Origin of the sequence: Methylobacterium sp. WL9 (assembly GCF_008040035.1) — a bacterium.
Lineage (GTDB): Bacteria > Pseudomonadota > Alphaproteobacteria > Rhizobiales > Beijerinckiaceae > Methylobacterium > Methylobacterium thuringiense.
Genome location: NZ_VRVE01000092.1, coordinates 1 through 15892, shown reverse-complemented (window position 1 = coordinate 15892; position 15892 = coordinate 1). Strand labels below are relative to the sequence as shown.

At 59.1% G+C, this 15892-nt stretch carries 11 protein-coding genes, 1 tRNA gene and 4 pseudogenes; 12 read left to right on the top strand and 4 right to left on the bottom strand.

Annotated features, from left to right (window positions below; genetic code table 11):
* The first annotated feature begins 192 nt into the window (after positions 1–192).
* The 5 genes and pseudogenes from FV217_RS19325 to FV217_RS19305 all read left to right on the top strand — a co-directional run bounded on the left by FV217_RS19325 (position 193) and on the right by FV217_RS19305 (position 5506).
* A tRNA-Gln gene (locus FV217_RS19325) sits at positions 193–267 on the top strand.
* A gap of 237 nt (positions 268–504) precedes the next feature.
* Positions 505–1266 carry an IS5 family transposase gene (locus tag FV217_RS19320; protein WP_187272640.1) on the top strand — a complete coding sequence of 254 codons (762 nt, stop codon included), beginning with the start codon at positions 505–507 and terminating at the stop codon, positions 1264–1266.
* Positions 1267–2014: 748 nt separating this feature from the next.
* Positions 2015–2959, top strand: a complete 945-nt coding sequence (locus FV217_RS19315; RefSeq protein WP_147818949.1) for a hypothetical protein — start codon at positions 2015–2017, stop codon at positions 2957–2959.
* 169 nt (positions 2960–3128) lie between these two features.
* Entirely contained in the window at positions 3129–4139 is a 1011-nt protein-coding gene (locus FV217_RS19310) for an IS481 family transposase (RefSeq protein WP_147818947.1), read from the top strand.
* Positions 4140–4451: 312 nt separating this feature from the next.
* Positions 4452–5506: pseudogene (locus FV217_RS19305) on the top strand (IS3 family transposase).
* A 219-nt stretch (positions 5507–5725) separates the two neighbouring features.
* Here FV217_RS19305 and FV217_RS19300 read toward each other — a convergent pair.
* Positions 5726–6173 (bottom strand): annotated as a pseudogene (locus tag FV217_RS19300) (transposase); the annotation flags it as partial.
* 242 nt (positions 6174–6415) lie between these two features.
* Here FV217_RS19300 and FV217_RS19295 point away from each other — a divergent pair.
* The 3 genes and pseudogenes from FV217_RS19295 to FV217_RS19285 all read left to right on the top strand — a co-directional run.
* Positions 6416–7747 (top strand): DUF6492 family protein, encoded by a 1332-nt coding sequence (locus tag FV217_RS19295; protein ID WP_147818945.1) that lies wholly within the window; start codon positions 6416–6418, stop codon positions 7745–7747.
* Between the two features lie 148 nt (positions 7748–7895).
* Positions 7896–8777, top strand: coding sequence for a class I SAM-dependent methyltransferase (locus FV217_RS19290; RefSeq protein ID WP_187272639.1), 882 nt, complete (start codon positions 7896–7898; stop codon positions 8775–8777).
* A 647-nt stretch (positions 8778–9424) separates the two neighbouring features.
* A pseudogene (locus FV217_RS19285) lies at positions 9425–9790 on the top strand (transposase); the annotation flags it as partial.
* A gap of 252 nt (positions 9791–10042) precedes the next feature.
* Here FV217_RS19285 and FV217_RS19280 read toward each other — a convergent pair.
* Positions 10043–11071 carry an IS110 family transposase gene (locus FV217_RS19280; protein WP_147818941.1) on the bottom strand — a complete coding sequence of 343 codons (1029 nt, stop codon included), beginning with the start codon at positions 11069–11071 and terminating at the stop codon, positions 10043–10045.
* Positions 11072–11279: 208 nt separating this feature from the next.
* On the opposite strand from FV217_RS19280, the gene FV217_RS19275 reads away from it, so the two are divergent.
* From FV217_RS19275 to FV217_RS19260, 4 genes are all read left to right on the top strand, one after another.
* The gene (locus FV217_RS19275) at positions 11280–11693 is read left to right on the top strand and encodes a transposase (protein WP_147818939.1); all 414 of its coding nucleotides are present in this window, start codon (positions 11280–11282) and stop codon (positions 11691–11693) included.
* On the top strand, positions 11690–12037 hold the full coding sequence (gene tnpB, locus FV217_RS19270) for an IS66 family insertion sequence element accessory protein TnpB (RefSeq protein ID WP_147818937.1): 348 nt from the start codon (positions 11690–11692) through the stop codon (positions 12035–12037). The genes FV217_RS19275 and tnpB overlap by 4 nt, the downstream gene beginning before the upstream one ends.
* A 101-nt stretch (positions 12038–12138) precedes the next feature.
* The gene (locus FV217_RS19265) at positions 12139–13644 is read left to right on the top strand and encodes an IS66 family transposase (protein ID WP_147818953.1); all 1506 of its coding nucleotides are present in this window, start codon (positions 12139–12141) and stop codon (positions 13642–13644) included.
* The gene (locus FV217_RS19260) at positions 13571–14119 is read left to right on the top strand and encodes an IS5 family transposase (RefSeq protein WP_348641976.1); all 549 of its coding nucleotides are present in this window, start codon (positions 13571–13573) and stop codon (positions 14117–14119) included. The genes FV217_RS19265 and FV217_RS19260 overlap by 74 nt, the downstream gene beginning before the upstream one ends.
* A 90-nt stretch (positions 14120–14209) precedes the next feature.
* Here FV217_RS19260 and FV217_RS19255 read toward each other — a convergent pair whose 3' ends face one another.
* On the bottom strand, positions 14210–14977 hold the full coding sequence (locus FV217_RS19255) for an FkbM family methyltransferase (protein ID WP_147818935.1): 768 nt from the start codon (positions 14975–14977) through the stop codon (positions 14210–14212).
* 738 nt (positions 14978–15715) lie between these two features.
* A pseudogene (locus FV217_RS19250) lies at positions 15716–15892 on the bottom strand (IS481 family transposase); the annotation flags it as partial.

Here is a 15892-nt window from a genome sequence, read left to right as displayed (position 1 = left end):
CACGACCCGCCACCCCGCCGCGGCGAACCCCAGGCTCCCAGCCCGGCCAACGCCGGACCCGGCCCCCGTGACGATCGCGATCCCGCCCATCCGGCCCATCCCCCTTCGAAAAACGCACTCGCCGCTGTCGCGTCCCACGCAGCCAGTTGCAAGCGCCCCGGCCGCCGTCTAGACACGCTCGGCCGAGCGCGATGGGGCGTCGCCAAGTGGTAAGGCACCGGTTTTTGGTACCGGCATTCGGAGGTTCGAATCCTCCCGCCCCAGCCAATTTCCTTTCGAAGGACAGGCACTTAGGACCCGTGACTGATCGGATGTAGCGTAACAGACGATGTTTTTATTGCCGCAAGAGTCAGCACAATCGGCGGCTTAGAGCCTGTTTAAGTTCCTCAGCCGGCCGTCTCCATCTGTCTCGTGTGCAAACACGAATTCCGCCTGGCGGGGCGGAGTGGAGAGCAGATGTGGACGGACCGACATCGGACGCGTCACGAGGCGCGTCCGAAAGACATGGTGCTGCAGGCAGGCTTGGACGAGGTGACCCGTTTCGTGGAGCGGGCCGATCCGCCAGGCAGTCCGGGACCAACGCTCGCGCGCCAAGTCCTGGCAGCGATTGCTTGGCACTTGCGGGTCGGCGGCGCGTGGCGGGCGCTGCCCGTGGGCTTTCCGCCCTGGCGTACGGTCTACGGCTGGTTCCGGCGCTGGATCGAGAAGGGCCTGTTCGAGACCCTGATGCGAGCTCTGACCCGCCGGCAGCGCCGGCGTTGCGGACGCCGGCCGGAGCCGCGGCTGGCGATCGTCGATACGCAAAGCATCAAGTGCATCGGCGTGCGCGGGCCGCGCGGCTATGACGGAGCCAAGAAGCTGGTCGGGCGCAAGCGTGTCGCATTGGTCGACGCCGAAGGGCACGTGCTGGCGCTCGCGGTCGTGCCGGCGAACGTGCAGTATCGCGATACGCTACCGGCCCTCGATGACGGCAAGGAGACGTGGCCCAGCCTGCGACTGGCCATATTCGACGGTGCCTTCACGGCCGAACGCTGCCAGGAATGGTGCGTCGTCCATGACATGCGCCACCGCGTCGTCGAGAAGTTGCCGGACCAGAAGGGCTTCGTCGTCTTGGAGCGGCGCTGGATCGTCGAGCGCACCTTCGGGTGGCTCAGTCACTGGGGCGGCCTACACCGCGAGCGCGACGGTCGCCTCGACGTCGCAACGGGTCGCCTCGCCTGCGTTGCCAGCCTCATGGCCGCCAACGCCCTCAACAACCCAGCCTGAAAAGAACCGCATCAAACAGGCTCTGAGCCGTAAATTGGACTGATATTATTGTTGGTAGATGACGAATCTCAGTGAGCTACGACTAATCCGATACGCCCGTCGCATGCTTCGACCGCCTAATGGTCGAGGCAGAACGCGATCCCAAATGGAAGTCCCGCGATAGTCTGATTAGGTCGTGGCAGCCAGGGTCGAAGCGGGGCGCCCGGCATCATCCGGCGGTACCGGTGATCGTGGTTGTGCTGCTAATCGCCGCGCGGTGGATGGGGCCTATCAGATAGGAGACTGGAAGGCTCGACGAACAGAATCTCATCGGCCTGTGCTGCGTTTATTTGCAGCTTTCGCTATTATCGGTTCGATGGCAATGGACGCCGTCAAAAATCGTCGAGCGGCCGGGGCGATAGCTTTCAACAACGACCGGGGCTAAAGAAAATGAGATGATCTTGCTTAAGGTCCACCTGCTGTCGTGCATTGCGATCGTGCTGGTTCGCGCCGGCGTATCCCTCGCCACTTCCGCCACCTGCGCCGCACTAACGACCGCGACGGCAGCGAGACTCTGCTAGAAGCGATTGGCATAATGCGCGATTCTCAATTGCGGATGTGCAATGATTTGTCGTTTGATCTAGCGTCCAAATTTTAGGGGAGTAGGGATAATAGCCTACCAAAGAACATGTAAGCAGTCAGCTATTGTAGAGTTTGTCTTTCACAAATCGATTGTATTTTATTCTAGAAGCTACAGGGAGCGCACCATATGTCAAGTTGTCCTTTTATATTTGCTTACGCCGCCACTGAAAAATCTTTGTCTAGACTAGAAAATTCAGTAAGACAACAGCTAGAAATTGAAATTAATATTTCAGAGCTATCATGGTTGGTGACAGATTGTAAAGCTGAAAACTTACCTTGTATTATCACCGACTATTTTTGTCATCGAATATTAACACTTGATGCTTTTGTCCTAGATGAGCATGGGTTTATGGCGTTTTGCTTGGCCCGGCTGAGAAATGCATCAATTCAAATTGCAGAAGAGCATGATGCAACTTGGCTAGTTTTCTGCGATGCTGACACTGTTATTGCAAGGGTCGCTTCGCCGGACAACAGCATCGAATTCGCTAATCCTTCTGTTTACTGGCAGAAGTCGTCTGAAGAGACGGTTCTACAGTCACTCAAATATATTAATGAGAACGGATATTTGGCATTTTCCGAAGGTAATTCTTGGTTTATGTTGAACAAAAATATTTATAGAAGGCATACATTTAACGAAAATATGGTAGGTTATGGGTGGGAGGATTTAGAGTTTGTTGCAAGATTAAAGAGTGAAAATATTGTTAATCACAGAAGCGAAATGCAAATTATCCATATTTATCATACTGATGAAGATCGCGCTGTGAATTGGTGGCAATTTGAGCGTAACCGAATGATTTTTGAATGTACAAATTTTTCATTGTCCCAAGGTCTTGAGATGAATTGGCAAAATATTGAAGTATTAGGAACGGATCACCCTCACTGGAAGGCTTATTTGTTTTTCAATCACAAAACCAAAACTGTGGTACATCCCTTAAATAAAAGCTTTGGAAAATACTCACTAGACGGTTCCAGCATTATCATTAGTTGGGCCGACTGGGCGCCGGAACGTTTTGAAAGGATAGGCAATGGACTGAGCTACGCCGGTACAGTTGGTTTGACTACTGAAAGATAACAAATTATAGGTTAAATTGGTAGTAGCTAGTTTAAAATGCAATCTTATGATTACATATTTCCGCCTCAGCCTTTTGCGCCCTGACCGTCTTTGCTTAATAATTGCAATCTAGATGTTTGATCTCAGGGTTTGATGGGGCACTCTTCACGCCGGAGTGGAGGGACGCGCTATGGGCCAAGTTCTTCACGGCAGCGCCACAACGACGGAGGCGGTCCGTCGATCGATCCAACATAGTCAAGCGAGCCTGAGGGCGCTCTCGAAGCGCTACGGGATCAACCCGAAGACGGTTGCCAAGTGGAAGAAGCGAACCTCGGTCGCCGACCAGCGCACGGGGCCGAAGGATCCGCATTCGACGGTGCTGTCACTCGAGGACGAGGCGGTCGTCGTCGCCTTCCGGCGTCACACGCTCCTACCGCTCGACGACTGTCTCTACGCGCTCCAGGCCACGATCCCGCACCTGACCCGCTCGTCGCTGCATCGCTGCCTGCAGCGGCACGGGATCAGCCGATTGCCGGAGGTCGACGGCGACAAGCCCAAGCGGTCGCGCTTCAAGGCCTATCCGCTCGGCTACTTTCACATCGATCTGGCTGAGGTTCACACCGCCGAAGGCCGGCTCTACCTGCTCGTCGCCATCGATCGCACAACCAAGTTCGCCTTCGTCGAGTTGCACGAGAAGGCGACACGGCGAGTTGCCGGTGACTTCCTCCGGCATCTCATCGAGGCGGTGCCCTACAAGGTGCACACGGTGCTCACCGACAATGGCACCCACTTCACGACACCCGGCAACGTTGCCTCGGCCGCCTCCATCATCAAGGAGGCGATTGCCGCCGGAGAGACCTTCCGCGCCCACAGCTTCGAGTTCGCCTGTGCCCGCAACGATATCGACCATCGCCTGACCAAGCCGCGGCACCCCTGGACCAACGGTCAAGTCGAGCGAATGAACCGCACGATCAAGGACGCGACGGTCAAGCGCTACCACTATGACAGCCACGAGCAGCTTCGTGCTCACTTGGCCGACTTCGTCAGCGCCTACAACTTTGGCCGGCGTCTGAAGACCCTGAGGGGTCTCACGCCCTACGAGGCCATCTGCAAAGCATGGTCCGTCGAGCCCAGTCGCTTCAGGTCAAACCCGCTCCACCAAATCCCGGGACCAAACACTCTAGTGAAGCCGGCACAATAAAATCGGACATCATGAATATCGAGGAGGCACCCGACTGTGAGTACGGCATCAAGCGCTATAGGGAGCGAAGGCTGCGATCTGCTGGAGTTGTGATTCAAAGAGCATACAAAATAGGCCGTTTATTCAAAAATAAAGGCGTCTAATCTTGAGGACGACAAGAAAGTATATTTTTTCCGTTGCCCCTGCCAAAGTCTAAGATTCAGTAATCGAATGTAGCACCTTGCGGCCTTGAGTCCCGCTGACCGTGACCAAGCAAGCTAATTCGCAATCAGCGCAAGTTTTTTAGACATCCTGAGCCTTGATGGAGGGTGGATGCCATGCCTTTGCAAACGCTTCACGAACGAACAGGTCGCCTTTGCCCTGCGGCAGGCGGAGAACGGTGTATCGGTGGACGAGGTCTGCCGGAAGATGGGCGTGTTCGAGCCCGCTTTTTAGCGCTTAAAGAAGCGGTTCGTCGGCATGGGCGTGCCGAAGATCCGGCGGCTGAAGCAGCTGGAGGATGAAAACGGCCAGCTCAAATGACTGATCGCTGACCTGACGCTGGACCGCTCCATGCTGCAGGATGTCATGAAGCGAAAGTGGTGAGGCCCGCCGTTCGCCGCGACGTCGCGGGCCACTTGCACATGGGCTGCGACATCGGCGAGCGTCGGGCCTGTCAGGCCACCGGGTCTGGCCGTTCGTCTCAGCGCTACCGCAAGCGCTCCGACCCGCAAGTGGTGCTGCGCATGTGACTGAAGGAGCTGGCCGCCGTGCGGGTGCGCTACAACTACCGGCGGCTACACATCCTCTTGCGACAGGAGGGCCAAGTCGTGCACCATAAGCGAGCCTACCGGATCTACCGTGACGAGGGGCTATCGATCCAGTCCAAGCTGCCTGAGCGCAAGCGGGCTTGACGGTATCGCCATGGGCGCTTGGCGATCGGTGGACCCAATGAGGTCTGGGCGATGGACTTCGTATCCGACCGCGTCTACGACGCGCTTCCATTCCGGATTCTGACCGTCGTCGATTGTCATACACAAGAGGCGCTCACGCTCATACCGAGAGCCAATTTCTACGCCTACCAGGTCATCAATGTTCTTAATACCTTGCTCAGCCTGCGGGGGCGGCCCAAGAGACTGCGGGTAAATAACGGACCTGAGTTCGCCAGCCGCATGCTCGACCCGCGGGCCTACCTGAACGGGGTCGAGATCGACTTCTCCCGACCGGGCAAGCCGACCAACAGCGCCTACATCAAGTCGCTTCACGGCCGCCTGCGAGCGAATCGGCTATATGCCTCGTGGTTCCTTTGCCTGGCCGATGCCCGAGAGCGTATCGAGAAATAGCGGCGCCACTACAACGAAGATCAACCCTACACGGTCTTGAGCTGATTGCCGCCCTGAGACTTAGCTAACCAAGCTTTAATGGCACAAAAATATGAATAGATCGTGGACCACAAATGGGGTCAGCTCCAGGCCTACGATGCCCAAACTTCGTACCTGGGCCAACGAATGGGGGCAAGCCAATCGTTGTGCGCCCGTGCGGCTTGGCGTGGTAATCGTCGTGCGCAGCCCAGAAGCCGGACACACGGTGGAGCATGACGAGTAGAATCCCTGTGGGACGATGTGACCGCGCTCCAGAAGGACGGCTCGGATCTGGTTCATCAAGGGCGGTGCGTTCGCCGACGAGTTGGTCCCGCACCCTGTGCAGGGTCTGCATGTCGAGCTGCGCTTCCGACTTCAGTGCGACGAACTGCATGGTCGGACGAGTCGCGGCTTCTGCGTCGCGGTCGTCGTTCTTCTCTGCCTTGACGTAGGGCCGCATATATTCCGGCGACATCAACCGGATGGTGTGGCCTTGAGCGGCTAACGCCTGGCCCATGTGATGCGCGCCACAGCACGCCTCCATGGCGATGCTGCAGGCCGGAAGCGTCGCGCCAAAGATCATCACCGTCTCGCGCCGCATCCGGCGTCGCAGGACGACCCGACCGGTCGCATCCTGCCCGACAAGGCTGCAGCTGTTCTAGCCCAGATCGATCCCGAGTATCGCAATGGCCATCGGTCCGCTCCATCCCTGGTGTAAGCCACACCGCAAACCTAGCAGTGAAGCCCGGTGAGGGGCGGGCCATCCATAAAGGGGGTCTAGAGATCAGGCCATCGGCCGCTCGCGTGGCGGCCTGACCACCAAGATCCACATGATGTGGGAGCATTTCGCAGAGGCGGCTGAGTGTCTCTCGCTGCTCCAGCCAAATCTGTTAGACATCGAGGGCTAGCGGCAGATCCCCAGAAGGCGGCAAACATATGAACCGAGTTTTTGGCCCTTTCGACGAGGCTGCCGATATCAAAGGCGCGGACATCATCAGCCGGCACGTAGGCGCAGGACTGGAGCCCGGTCCCTCCGTAACGGGCTATTATTCGACCTGTATCTTCGCCGAAGACAGCCAGGGCGTCGTTGCGACTTGTTTGATTACTGAATTACGTGGGAATCGGTATGCGCTTTCCATTTCTGGAGCTGTGTTATCACCGGCTGGGCTGAACGACAGCTTTGTCACGATCACGCAAAAGTCTGACGGAGCGGTCCTGCATCGCCAAAGTCTGCTCGGCGCCTACCGGGCCGACCGCGGCGGGTGCTTCTCGCTCGTTTTCGGGGTCATCGACCGCGAGCAGCCGATCGAAATTTCGATTAGCGCCGTCCCGGAGACGCGGTTTCGGATCGACGCGCTACGGTTGGTCGAAACGGACTACCTGTTCGACTTTGCCCTCGTGAACAAGAGCTACCGCAAGGACCTGCCTTGGACCGTCGCCCTCTACCGGTCCTGGTGCCGGTTCTCTCAAGCGGAGTGCCCGTACTACGTCGTCGTGCCAGCGCACGACCTATTGATGTTCCTCGACACCTTCCGCGCCGAACTCGATGCGCGACGTATCGATCGCATGCCTAGCCTCGTCTCGGAGGAATGGGTGTTCAAGGTCGGCGGGATTACCATCCCGCCCAATTACACCGGCTGGCACACCCAGCAGATCGTCAAGCTTGGCTTCTCGAAAACACGTATCGCACGTCAATATCTGACGATCGACAGCACTATGGTTTTCACGAAGCCGTTCGAATACCGCCGCCTGCTCAAGGGCGACGTCATCTACACGGCCGCTAATCTGACGAACAAAAGCGATTTTTTCGAATATTTCCGATGCGTAGACGAGAAAGGATGGCTGAACGGCAGCCTCGTTAATATCTCGGAATCGTTCGACGCCATGTGTGAGTTTATGGGCAACACTACAAACGAAACCAACGCCTACATCTCCTGTACGGGCATGTTTAATTCCGATCTTGCCCTGGAACTTGAGGCCTACGCATGCGCCAAGGGCATCAACGGCTTCACCGGTCTGATCAATATCGCACCGTACGAGTTTGCTTGGTATGGGGAGTTTGTCTTCTCCCAGCGGCGGTCCCGGTTTGTGCCGCACGATCCCCATCTGATGACGCTAGTGCATGCTGAGGAGCATGCGACGGCGTTGCGCGAGGGTGCCCTGCAGAGCGAGGATCGCCACATGGGGATCATGTTTCAGCCGCCGGCTTCGGAGCTATGCGACCCCGAAGCGGTCTACGCCATGGTGGCAGACGGCAGGATCCGTTGAGCAGCGTTGTGAACCATATTTCACGCGTGCGAGCCGGAGCGACCACCGGTTTCGCGACCATGGTGGTCGCTGGAAGGCGACCAAAATAGGGGCTGGCCACCCCGGGGATGGTTGATTACGGTTATGCGATTAGCAGAAGATTGCGAGGATGCTCATGTTGCCTTGGCTTCGTCGCAGCGCGACGCATGAAACGCAGGATGCCGCGATTTTGGCGCCTAAAGACGTCTACATGAGCTCAGCGATACCGGTAGCGTCGGATTACGACGATGAAAGATTCTGGGCTTTCTGCCAGCAAACAGGTATGGGCCATGGCCACCATCGGAAGCTGTGGGAGTTTGTATTCATTTTCGAAAAGCTGAAGCAGGCCGGAATGCTTCAGGCGGGAAAGCGAGGATTGGTCTTTGCCTGCGGTTCGGAGCCGTTGCCCTCGCTTTTTGCGTCACTCGGCTGCGAGATCGTGGCGACCGACGGGCCGCCGGAAATCACTGATGGGAACTGGTATATAAAAGGCGAGCACGCCGATGGTCTGGATAGTCTTTACAGACCGGAGATTCTTTCTCGTGAAGCTTTCGATCGGAACGTGCGGTTTGAATACGCTGATATGAATGATATTCCGGATCATCTGACAGATTTCGATTTCTGCTGGTCGGCCTGCAGTCTCGAGCATTTGGGTAGCTTACGAAAAGGCATGGATTTCGTTGTCAACAGTATCGAAAGAACTTTAAAGCTCGGCGGTCTAGCGGTCCATACGACCGAATACAACTTTTCATCGGACGAAAAAACGATGGAGCAGCCAGGGTGTTCCATATATCGCCAGCGTGATATGATCGCTTTACGAGCAGAAATTATGGCGCGGGGTCATCGTTGTGACCCAATCCTATGCAAAGAGGGTAAGGCTCCGGAGGATATTTTTGTCGATCTTCCACCCTATGGTAACGGTCCTCATCTTAAAATGGAACTCGATAATTATGTAGTAACTTCTATCGGTTTTTCAGCTTATAAGAGCCTCAAGATCAGCGGCAGTCTATAATTTGCGTGGAGTGGATTTGATAAATCGATATAATTGTTATACGTGATATAAGCGGCATTGTTGCGGTTGTTTGATCTATATCATCGGAGCAAGACAGTGACCGGCGAGATCTCGCACGATTTTGGCAAGGTTCAGTGTTAAAGCGTGCAAAATGCGATGCGGTATTAAGAGTTGCCGGTGTCTTAAAAAATGTTAAGATCTAGAACCCTAAATTTGGCTTGTCTGGTAGCGGTCTGACATATAAGAAGTTTTCGAGGATTTCATCGCACCTGCCGAGCTACACGCGGGGCGGGGAGCGAGTGGACGATCGGCGTGTGATCAGCGTGATCCTGCACGTTTTTTAAGTCTGGTGGCCGGTGGGCTGATGCACCGCTGGAGATCTCTTGGCCAGACATGAAGCTTTAGAATAGCTTCGCGCGCTGGTCGGCCAAGGTATCTGGATCAGACTGTTCGAGAACTCGCAGAGGCTTTTGGTTCGCCGGCGCAGGTGGTGATCAATTACTCGGCCGTGAAGGGGCATCGCTGTGTATCTAGTTGTTTGGTCCCGGCATTCATGACACTGGGCAGACTCTGAGTGTCTGTCCGGCGTCATATTAGATGATGCGAGCGGTTTGTGATTGAAGGCAGCCGATATTGGGAGGCTGCCGATGTGGACGAGCGAGAACCGGGCCCGGTACGATCGGAGCAACTTGCGCTATCCGAGCGATCTGACGGATGCGGAATGGGCGCTGATCGCCCCGCTGATCCCGCCGGCCAAGCGCGGTGGCGGCAAGCGCAGCGTCGATCTCCGCGCAGTCGTGAACGGTCTGATGTACGTGCTGAGCACAGGCTGCCAGTGGCGGGCGATCCCGAAGGACCTGACGGTGCACGATTACCTCGACCTGTGGGACTACGACGGGACGCTCGCGCGGATCCATCATACGCTCTACTTCGCCTGCCGGGAGCAGGCCGGGCGCGAGGCCAGCCCAAAGGCGGGGATCATCGATAGTCAGAGCGTCAAGGGCGCCGAAAAACGTATGGCCCGCCCCGTCCGCAAGTGGCTTTGGATCCGCTGGTCTGAGCAGTCTGCATAACCGTATCCGGCCTTCCGGCGATGCCGTTGGCCGAGATGGAGATCCGCGCGTCCTGGTCCTCATAAAGGGGTCGGCGTCGAGCGCCATTTTCCGCCGGAGGCTTTCAGAATACCGATCGACTGTCAGGCCATCTTCCTCTCACCGCTCGCAGACATCGGAAGGCCGACGAAGGCTTCGCCGACCAAGCTCGGTTCAGGCAGCCACCGCCGCCGGCTCATAGACGCGTTCGTGGCGCAGCAGCGCCAAGACGGTCCGGGCCATTTTAGCCGCCAGCGCAACGACGGCGCCGTTGGCGTGCGCCCGCGCCAGCAGGCCCCGGAGCAATTGGCCGATCCGCGTATCGCTTTTGCGAAGGGTCGGCATCGCGGCCCGTGCACCCTGGATCAGCATCTTGCGCAGGTACTTGCTGCCGCGCTTGGTGATGCCGACAAGTTTGGGCCGTCCGCCGGTCGTGACCTGCCGCGGCACGAGGCCGAGCCAGGCCGCCAGATCACGCCCGCGGGCGAAGGTGGCCACGTCACCGATAGCCGCGACCAGCGCCGTCGCGTTGAGTGCGCCGATGCCCGGGATGGTGGTGAGCCGGCGAGCGCTCTCATCGGTCCGAGCCTGTTCGGTGAACTCTGCGTCGAGTGCTGCAATGCGCCCGTCGAGGGACTGCCAGCGTTCACGCACGTCCGCCACCAGACTACGCATCCGTGGCGTGAGGTCTGAGACCGCCTCGGTATCGAGCAGACTTTCCAAGCTGGCTGCGAGCTTGGCGCGACCCTGCGGGACGATGTGACCGCGCTCCAGAACGACGGCTCGGATCTGGTTCATCAGGGCGGTGCGCTCGCTAACGATCTGGTCGCGCACCCGGTGCAGGGTCTGCATGTCGAGCTGCGCTTCCGACTTTAGCGCGACCAACCGCATGGTCGGACGAGTCGCAGCCTCTGCGATCGCCTCGGCGTCGCGGTCGTCGTTCTTCTGTGCCTTGACGTAGGGCCGCACGTATTCCGGCGACATCAACCGGATGGTGTGGCCTTGAGCGGCTAGCGCCCGGCCCATGTGATGCGCGCCACAGCACGCCTCCATGGCGATGCTGCAGGCCGGAAGCGTCGCGCCAAAGGTCATCACCGTCTCGCGCCGCATCCGGCGTCGCAGGACGACCCGACCGGTCGCATCCTGCCCGACGAGGCTGCAGCTGTTCTTGCCCAGATCGATCCCGAGTATCGCAATGGCCATCGGTCCGCTCCATCCCTGGTGTGAGCCACACTGCAAACCTAGCAGTGAAGCCCGGTGAGGGGCGGGCCATCCATAAGGGGGGGGCTCGATCGACCCGCAGGGCTACGATGCGGGCAGTACGCGTCCGGTGATGGCCGCGGTCGACGGCATCGCGCACTCGGCTGAAGCCTGACCTTAATGCTGGCGTTAAGGTCAGCGGGTCGGGGCGATGCGGGTCGAGGTGCTTGAGGGGGCCGAACGACGGCGGCGCTGGTCGTTCGAGGACAAGGTGCGGATCGTCGAAGCCTCGTACGAGGCCGGGGTGTCGGTGTGTTCGGTGGCGCGCCGGCACGGGATTGCCCAGGGCCTGCTGTTCACGTGGCGACGCCAGGCTCGGAAAGGCCGTTTGGGCGGGGACGAGCAGGCCCCGGTCTTCGTGCCCGTCGCGATCACCCGGGAGCCTTCGCCGGCGGTTCCAGTTCTGCGGTCGGATGATCTTGATGCTGCGGCCCAGCCCCGTCGAGCGCGGCGCAAGACCGGGATCATGGAGATCGATCTCGGCGGTGGTCGGCGTCTCAAGGTCGACCGGGATGTCGATACCGCGGCGCTACGTCGGGTGCTCGATGCCCTGGAGGGCCGATGATCCCGCTGCCGGCCAACGTGCGGGTCTGGCTGGCGACCGGCCACACCGACATGCGCAAGGGCTTTTCCAGCTTGGGGATGATCGTCCAGGAGACGCTGAAGCGCGATCCCCACTCCGGGCACCTGTTCGTGTTCCGTGGCCGGCGCGGCGACCTGATCAAGGTGATCTGGCACGATGGCCAGGGCGCGTGCCTGTACACCAAGCGGCTCGACCGCAGCCCATTCCTGTGGCCGTCGGTGGCGGACGGAGCCGTGACGATCTCGACGGCACAGCTCGGCTACCTACTCTCGGGCATCGATTGGCGAATGCCGCAGGAGAGCTGGCGTCCGAGCGCCGTCGGCTGAGGATAACGCGTTACAAAGGCTGAGCAATATGCTCTTCTCAGGGTGTGTCGAACGCGCCTGAGCCCCCGCCGCTTCCCACCGATCTCGCCGCCGCCCACGCCATGATCCTGGCCGAGCGGGCGGCGCGGCTCGTGTCCGAGATTGCGGTCGAACGGCTCAAGCTGAAGGTCGCCCGGCTGCGACGGGAGCGCTTCGGGGCCTCCTCGGAACGCAGCGCCCGGATCGACCAGCTCGAACTCGCCCTGGAGGATCTGGAGGAGACGCTGGCCGAGACGGAGGCGCAGGCGGCTGCCGAGCCCGATGGGCTCCCCAGTGCAGCTTCCTCGCGGCGCAAGCCCGCTCGTCGGCCTCTCCCCGAGCACCTGCCGCGCGAGCGCGTCGTCCATCCCGGCCCGACGACCTGCGCCTGTTGCGGCGGGACGCGCCTACGCCGCCTCGGCGAGGACGTCACTGAGACGCTGGAGCGGATCCCGGCACGCTGGGTCGTGATCCAGCACGTGCGCGAGCGCTTCTCCTGCAGCGACTGCGAGACCATCGCGCAGACCCCGGCCCCCTTCCATCCGATTCCGCGGGGTCGGAACGGGCCGAACCTCCTGGCCGAGGTGGTGATGGCCAAGTTCGGCCTGCACCTGCCGCTGCATCGTCAGAGCCAGCGCTTCGCCCATGAAGGCGTGCCGATCGACGTCTCGACCCTGGCCGGCTGGGTCGGGGCCGTCACCACCGCCCTGTCGCCCCTGGTCTCCCGGATCGAGGCCCATGTCCGGGGAGCCGACCGCCTCCATCTCGACGATACGCCGGTGCCGGTCCTGGCCAAGGGGAAGACCCGCACCGGCCGGCTCTGGACGGTGGTGCGCGACGACCGCCCCTTCGGTGGCCCCGAGCCGCCGGCCGCGGCCTACTTCTATTCCCCCGACCGCTCCGGCGCGCATGCCGAGACCTGGCTCGGCGACTTCCACGGCATCGTGCAGGCGGACGCCTTCTCCGGGTTCGGCCGGCTGTACGAATCTGGCCGCAAACCGGTTCCGATCCGCGAGGCGGCCTGCTGGGCCCATGCCCGACGCAAGTTCTTCGAGTTGGCCGAACTGAGACAAGCTCCGATCGCCATTGAGGCGGTGACGCGGATCGATGCGATCTTCGCCGTCGAGCGCGCCGCCAACGGTCTTGCTCCCGATGAACGCTGCGCGCACCGAAGCATTCGCTCGGCCGCCCTCGTCGCCGACCTGGAGGCGTGGCTGCGGGAGAACCGCGCCAAGCTCTCGGCCAAGACTCCCACAGCAGCGGCAATCGACTACCTACTCAAGCGCTGGACCGCCTTCACCCGGTTCCTCGACGACGGACGCATCTGCCTCTCGAACAATGCCGCTGAACGCTCCATCCGCCCCATCGCGGTGGGCCGCCGCAACTGGACCTTCGCCGGATCGGATGCGGGCGGTCATCGCACCGCTGCCCTCTACACGCTGATCGAGACCGCCAAGCTCAATCGCATCGACCCGCAGGCCTGGCTCGCCGACCTGCTCGCGCGGCTACCCGACCATCCCGCCCGACGCATCGACGATCTGCTGCCGTGGAACTGGACCGAGCCTCAGCCCCGGCAGATCGCCGCCTGACACACGTCGGAACCACGACCGCGGCCTTCACCGCAGGCGTACTGCGGGCAAGAAGATCCGCGGAAAGAAGAGGCACGTCCTCGTCGACACGCAGGGTCTCCTGATGCACGCCCTGGTACACCCGGCCGACATCCAGGACCGCGATGGCGGTGTGCTGGTGATGGCCACGCTGTTCGGCCTCTACCCGTTCCTGCTCAAGCTCTACGCCGACGGCGGCTATCAGGGGCCGGTCTTTCAAACTGGCCTGCGCCGAGTCTGCCGCCAGATCTCGGTCGAGATCGTTAAGCGTTCCGATCAGGCCAAGGGCTTTGCCGTGCTGCCCAAGCGCTGGATCGTGGAGCGCACCATCGGATGGCTCAACCGCTGCCGCCGTCTCGCGAAGGATTGGGAATGCAGAACCCGCAAGGCGCGCGCATTCCTCCTCTTGGCCTCAATCCGCCTCATGACGCGAAAGCTCTGCCAGAAAACGATATGATGTCGGACTTACTCTGAGAATATGCGCGGTTGAAGCGCACGGGCGCCATTTTTCAGTCTATCAATGTGCCGTGATACAGTGTTTAAGCTTTCAAATGGCTACGCGTTCACTCGGGATAAAAACGAGATCAATCAGGATAACTTCTAGCGTTTCGCGTGCCCACCGCTGCTTTTGTAGCGCAGCTTCAATATTTGACAAATGCTCCAGATCTCCCGAAGGCATTATGTAGTAGCAGATGTAGCTGCGCTCAAAGAAAAACTGTAGATACTCTTCAGCCCTGTCGCTACCATACAGCATCTGCATGTGGTGCGGACAGAACTCGCTTGCAACGACAGGACGGGCTTCAAGGATGCGGGTCATGCCCCGCACGGCTGAAATCTCGGCGCCTTCGATATCAATTTTGATGAAATCGACGCGATCTTGAATGACGTCATCGAGGCGGACGCAGACGGCTAGCGTGTTGCTAGATTCGCCCTGAGATGAGAAGGCGGCGTTTGTCCGCTCTTTGGTGGCAACGGTCAGAATACCTGGGGTGTCTCCGGCGGCCACAGGGAGAAGGAATACACGGGTGTCGCCACTCTTCAAAATGGACGTGCGAATGGCTGTCGCATTGTCGATGTCCGCTTCGACCGCGTAAACTTTCCCGGTGTCACCCACGATCTGCCGCAGCGCGAAGGTGTGGAACCCGACATTAGCCCCGATATCTACGACCACGTCGCCGGTTTTCACGAACTTATGAAACACCGCGTTGACATGATATTCGGGGATTAGACCATCAAGCAAAATACTTTCACAGAAATGACCTTCTGGAACAAACAGCCGCGCCCCGCAAAAAGAAACTAAGGTTCCATTGAGCATTTGTTTCTCCGTCCCACCTAGTATAGTGCTCAGATTAATATATTTGATGTTCTGCGTGAATAAAATTTTCTAAGCTGTTATAGATTGACTACTATCACGATATACATGCATATACGTAGTACCATATTTCGATCGATCGGTAATAACAAGATAGACAAAAATTGTGTCTTCGCGAAGCATCAAATATCTCACACTGGATGTTAAGCGTTTGTATGGTAATCCGAATAGGATGATGTTTGTTGCTTGGGGCGTTATCTGCCGGCGATATTAGGATAAGCCTCACGACTTCTTTTCAAGCAGCAACCTGCATGCGGCACGCTTGGGCCTCCAGATTGTACGGCTTAACCGCCGCAGAGTCGTCAATACGATCGGTCATTCCGGCCGCCTCACTCAATTGCCTTCCCTTGAACACCAAGTGCGCATACCGTCAAGTTCACGTCGTCCTGAAGGACCGAGCTGATCCAGGCGTTGAAGACCCGAACGTTCGAAGGCACATCATATAATTCACCGGGTCGTTCACCGTATCTGCCCGCGCCGGCGATGCAATTGTGTACGGTGCCTTCGCGCGCGGGCCGACGCAGAGCTTGGTGAGGGGCGACGTCGCTTGGTCGTGCCGCCAAACGGGCACTGCCGCTCGTACGAGCTTGAGCTAATGTATGTTGTGCCGTTCGTGCCATTGGCCGTGTGCCGTAATGATGTGGGACGGTTTGCAAATTTCTGGCAGAGATCGTCGTCGTGTTAGATGTTTGGTCCCGGCATTTGGTGGAGCGGGTTTGACGTGAAGCGGTTTGGCTCGGCGGACCATGCCCTGCAGATGGCCTCGTAGGGTGTGAGGCCACGCAGGGTCTTGAGGCGGCGCGCGAAGTTGTAAGCGCTGACGAAGTCGGCCAAGTGAGCGCGGAGCTGTGCATGGCT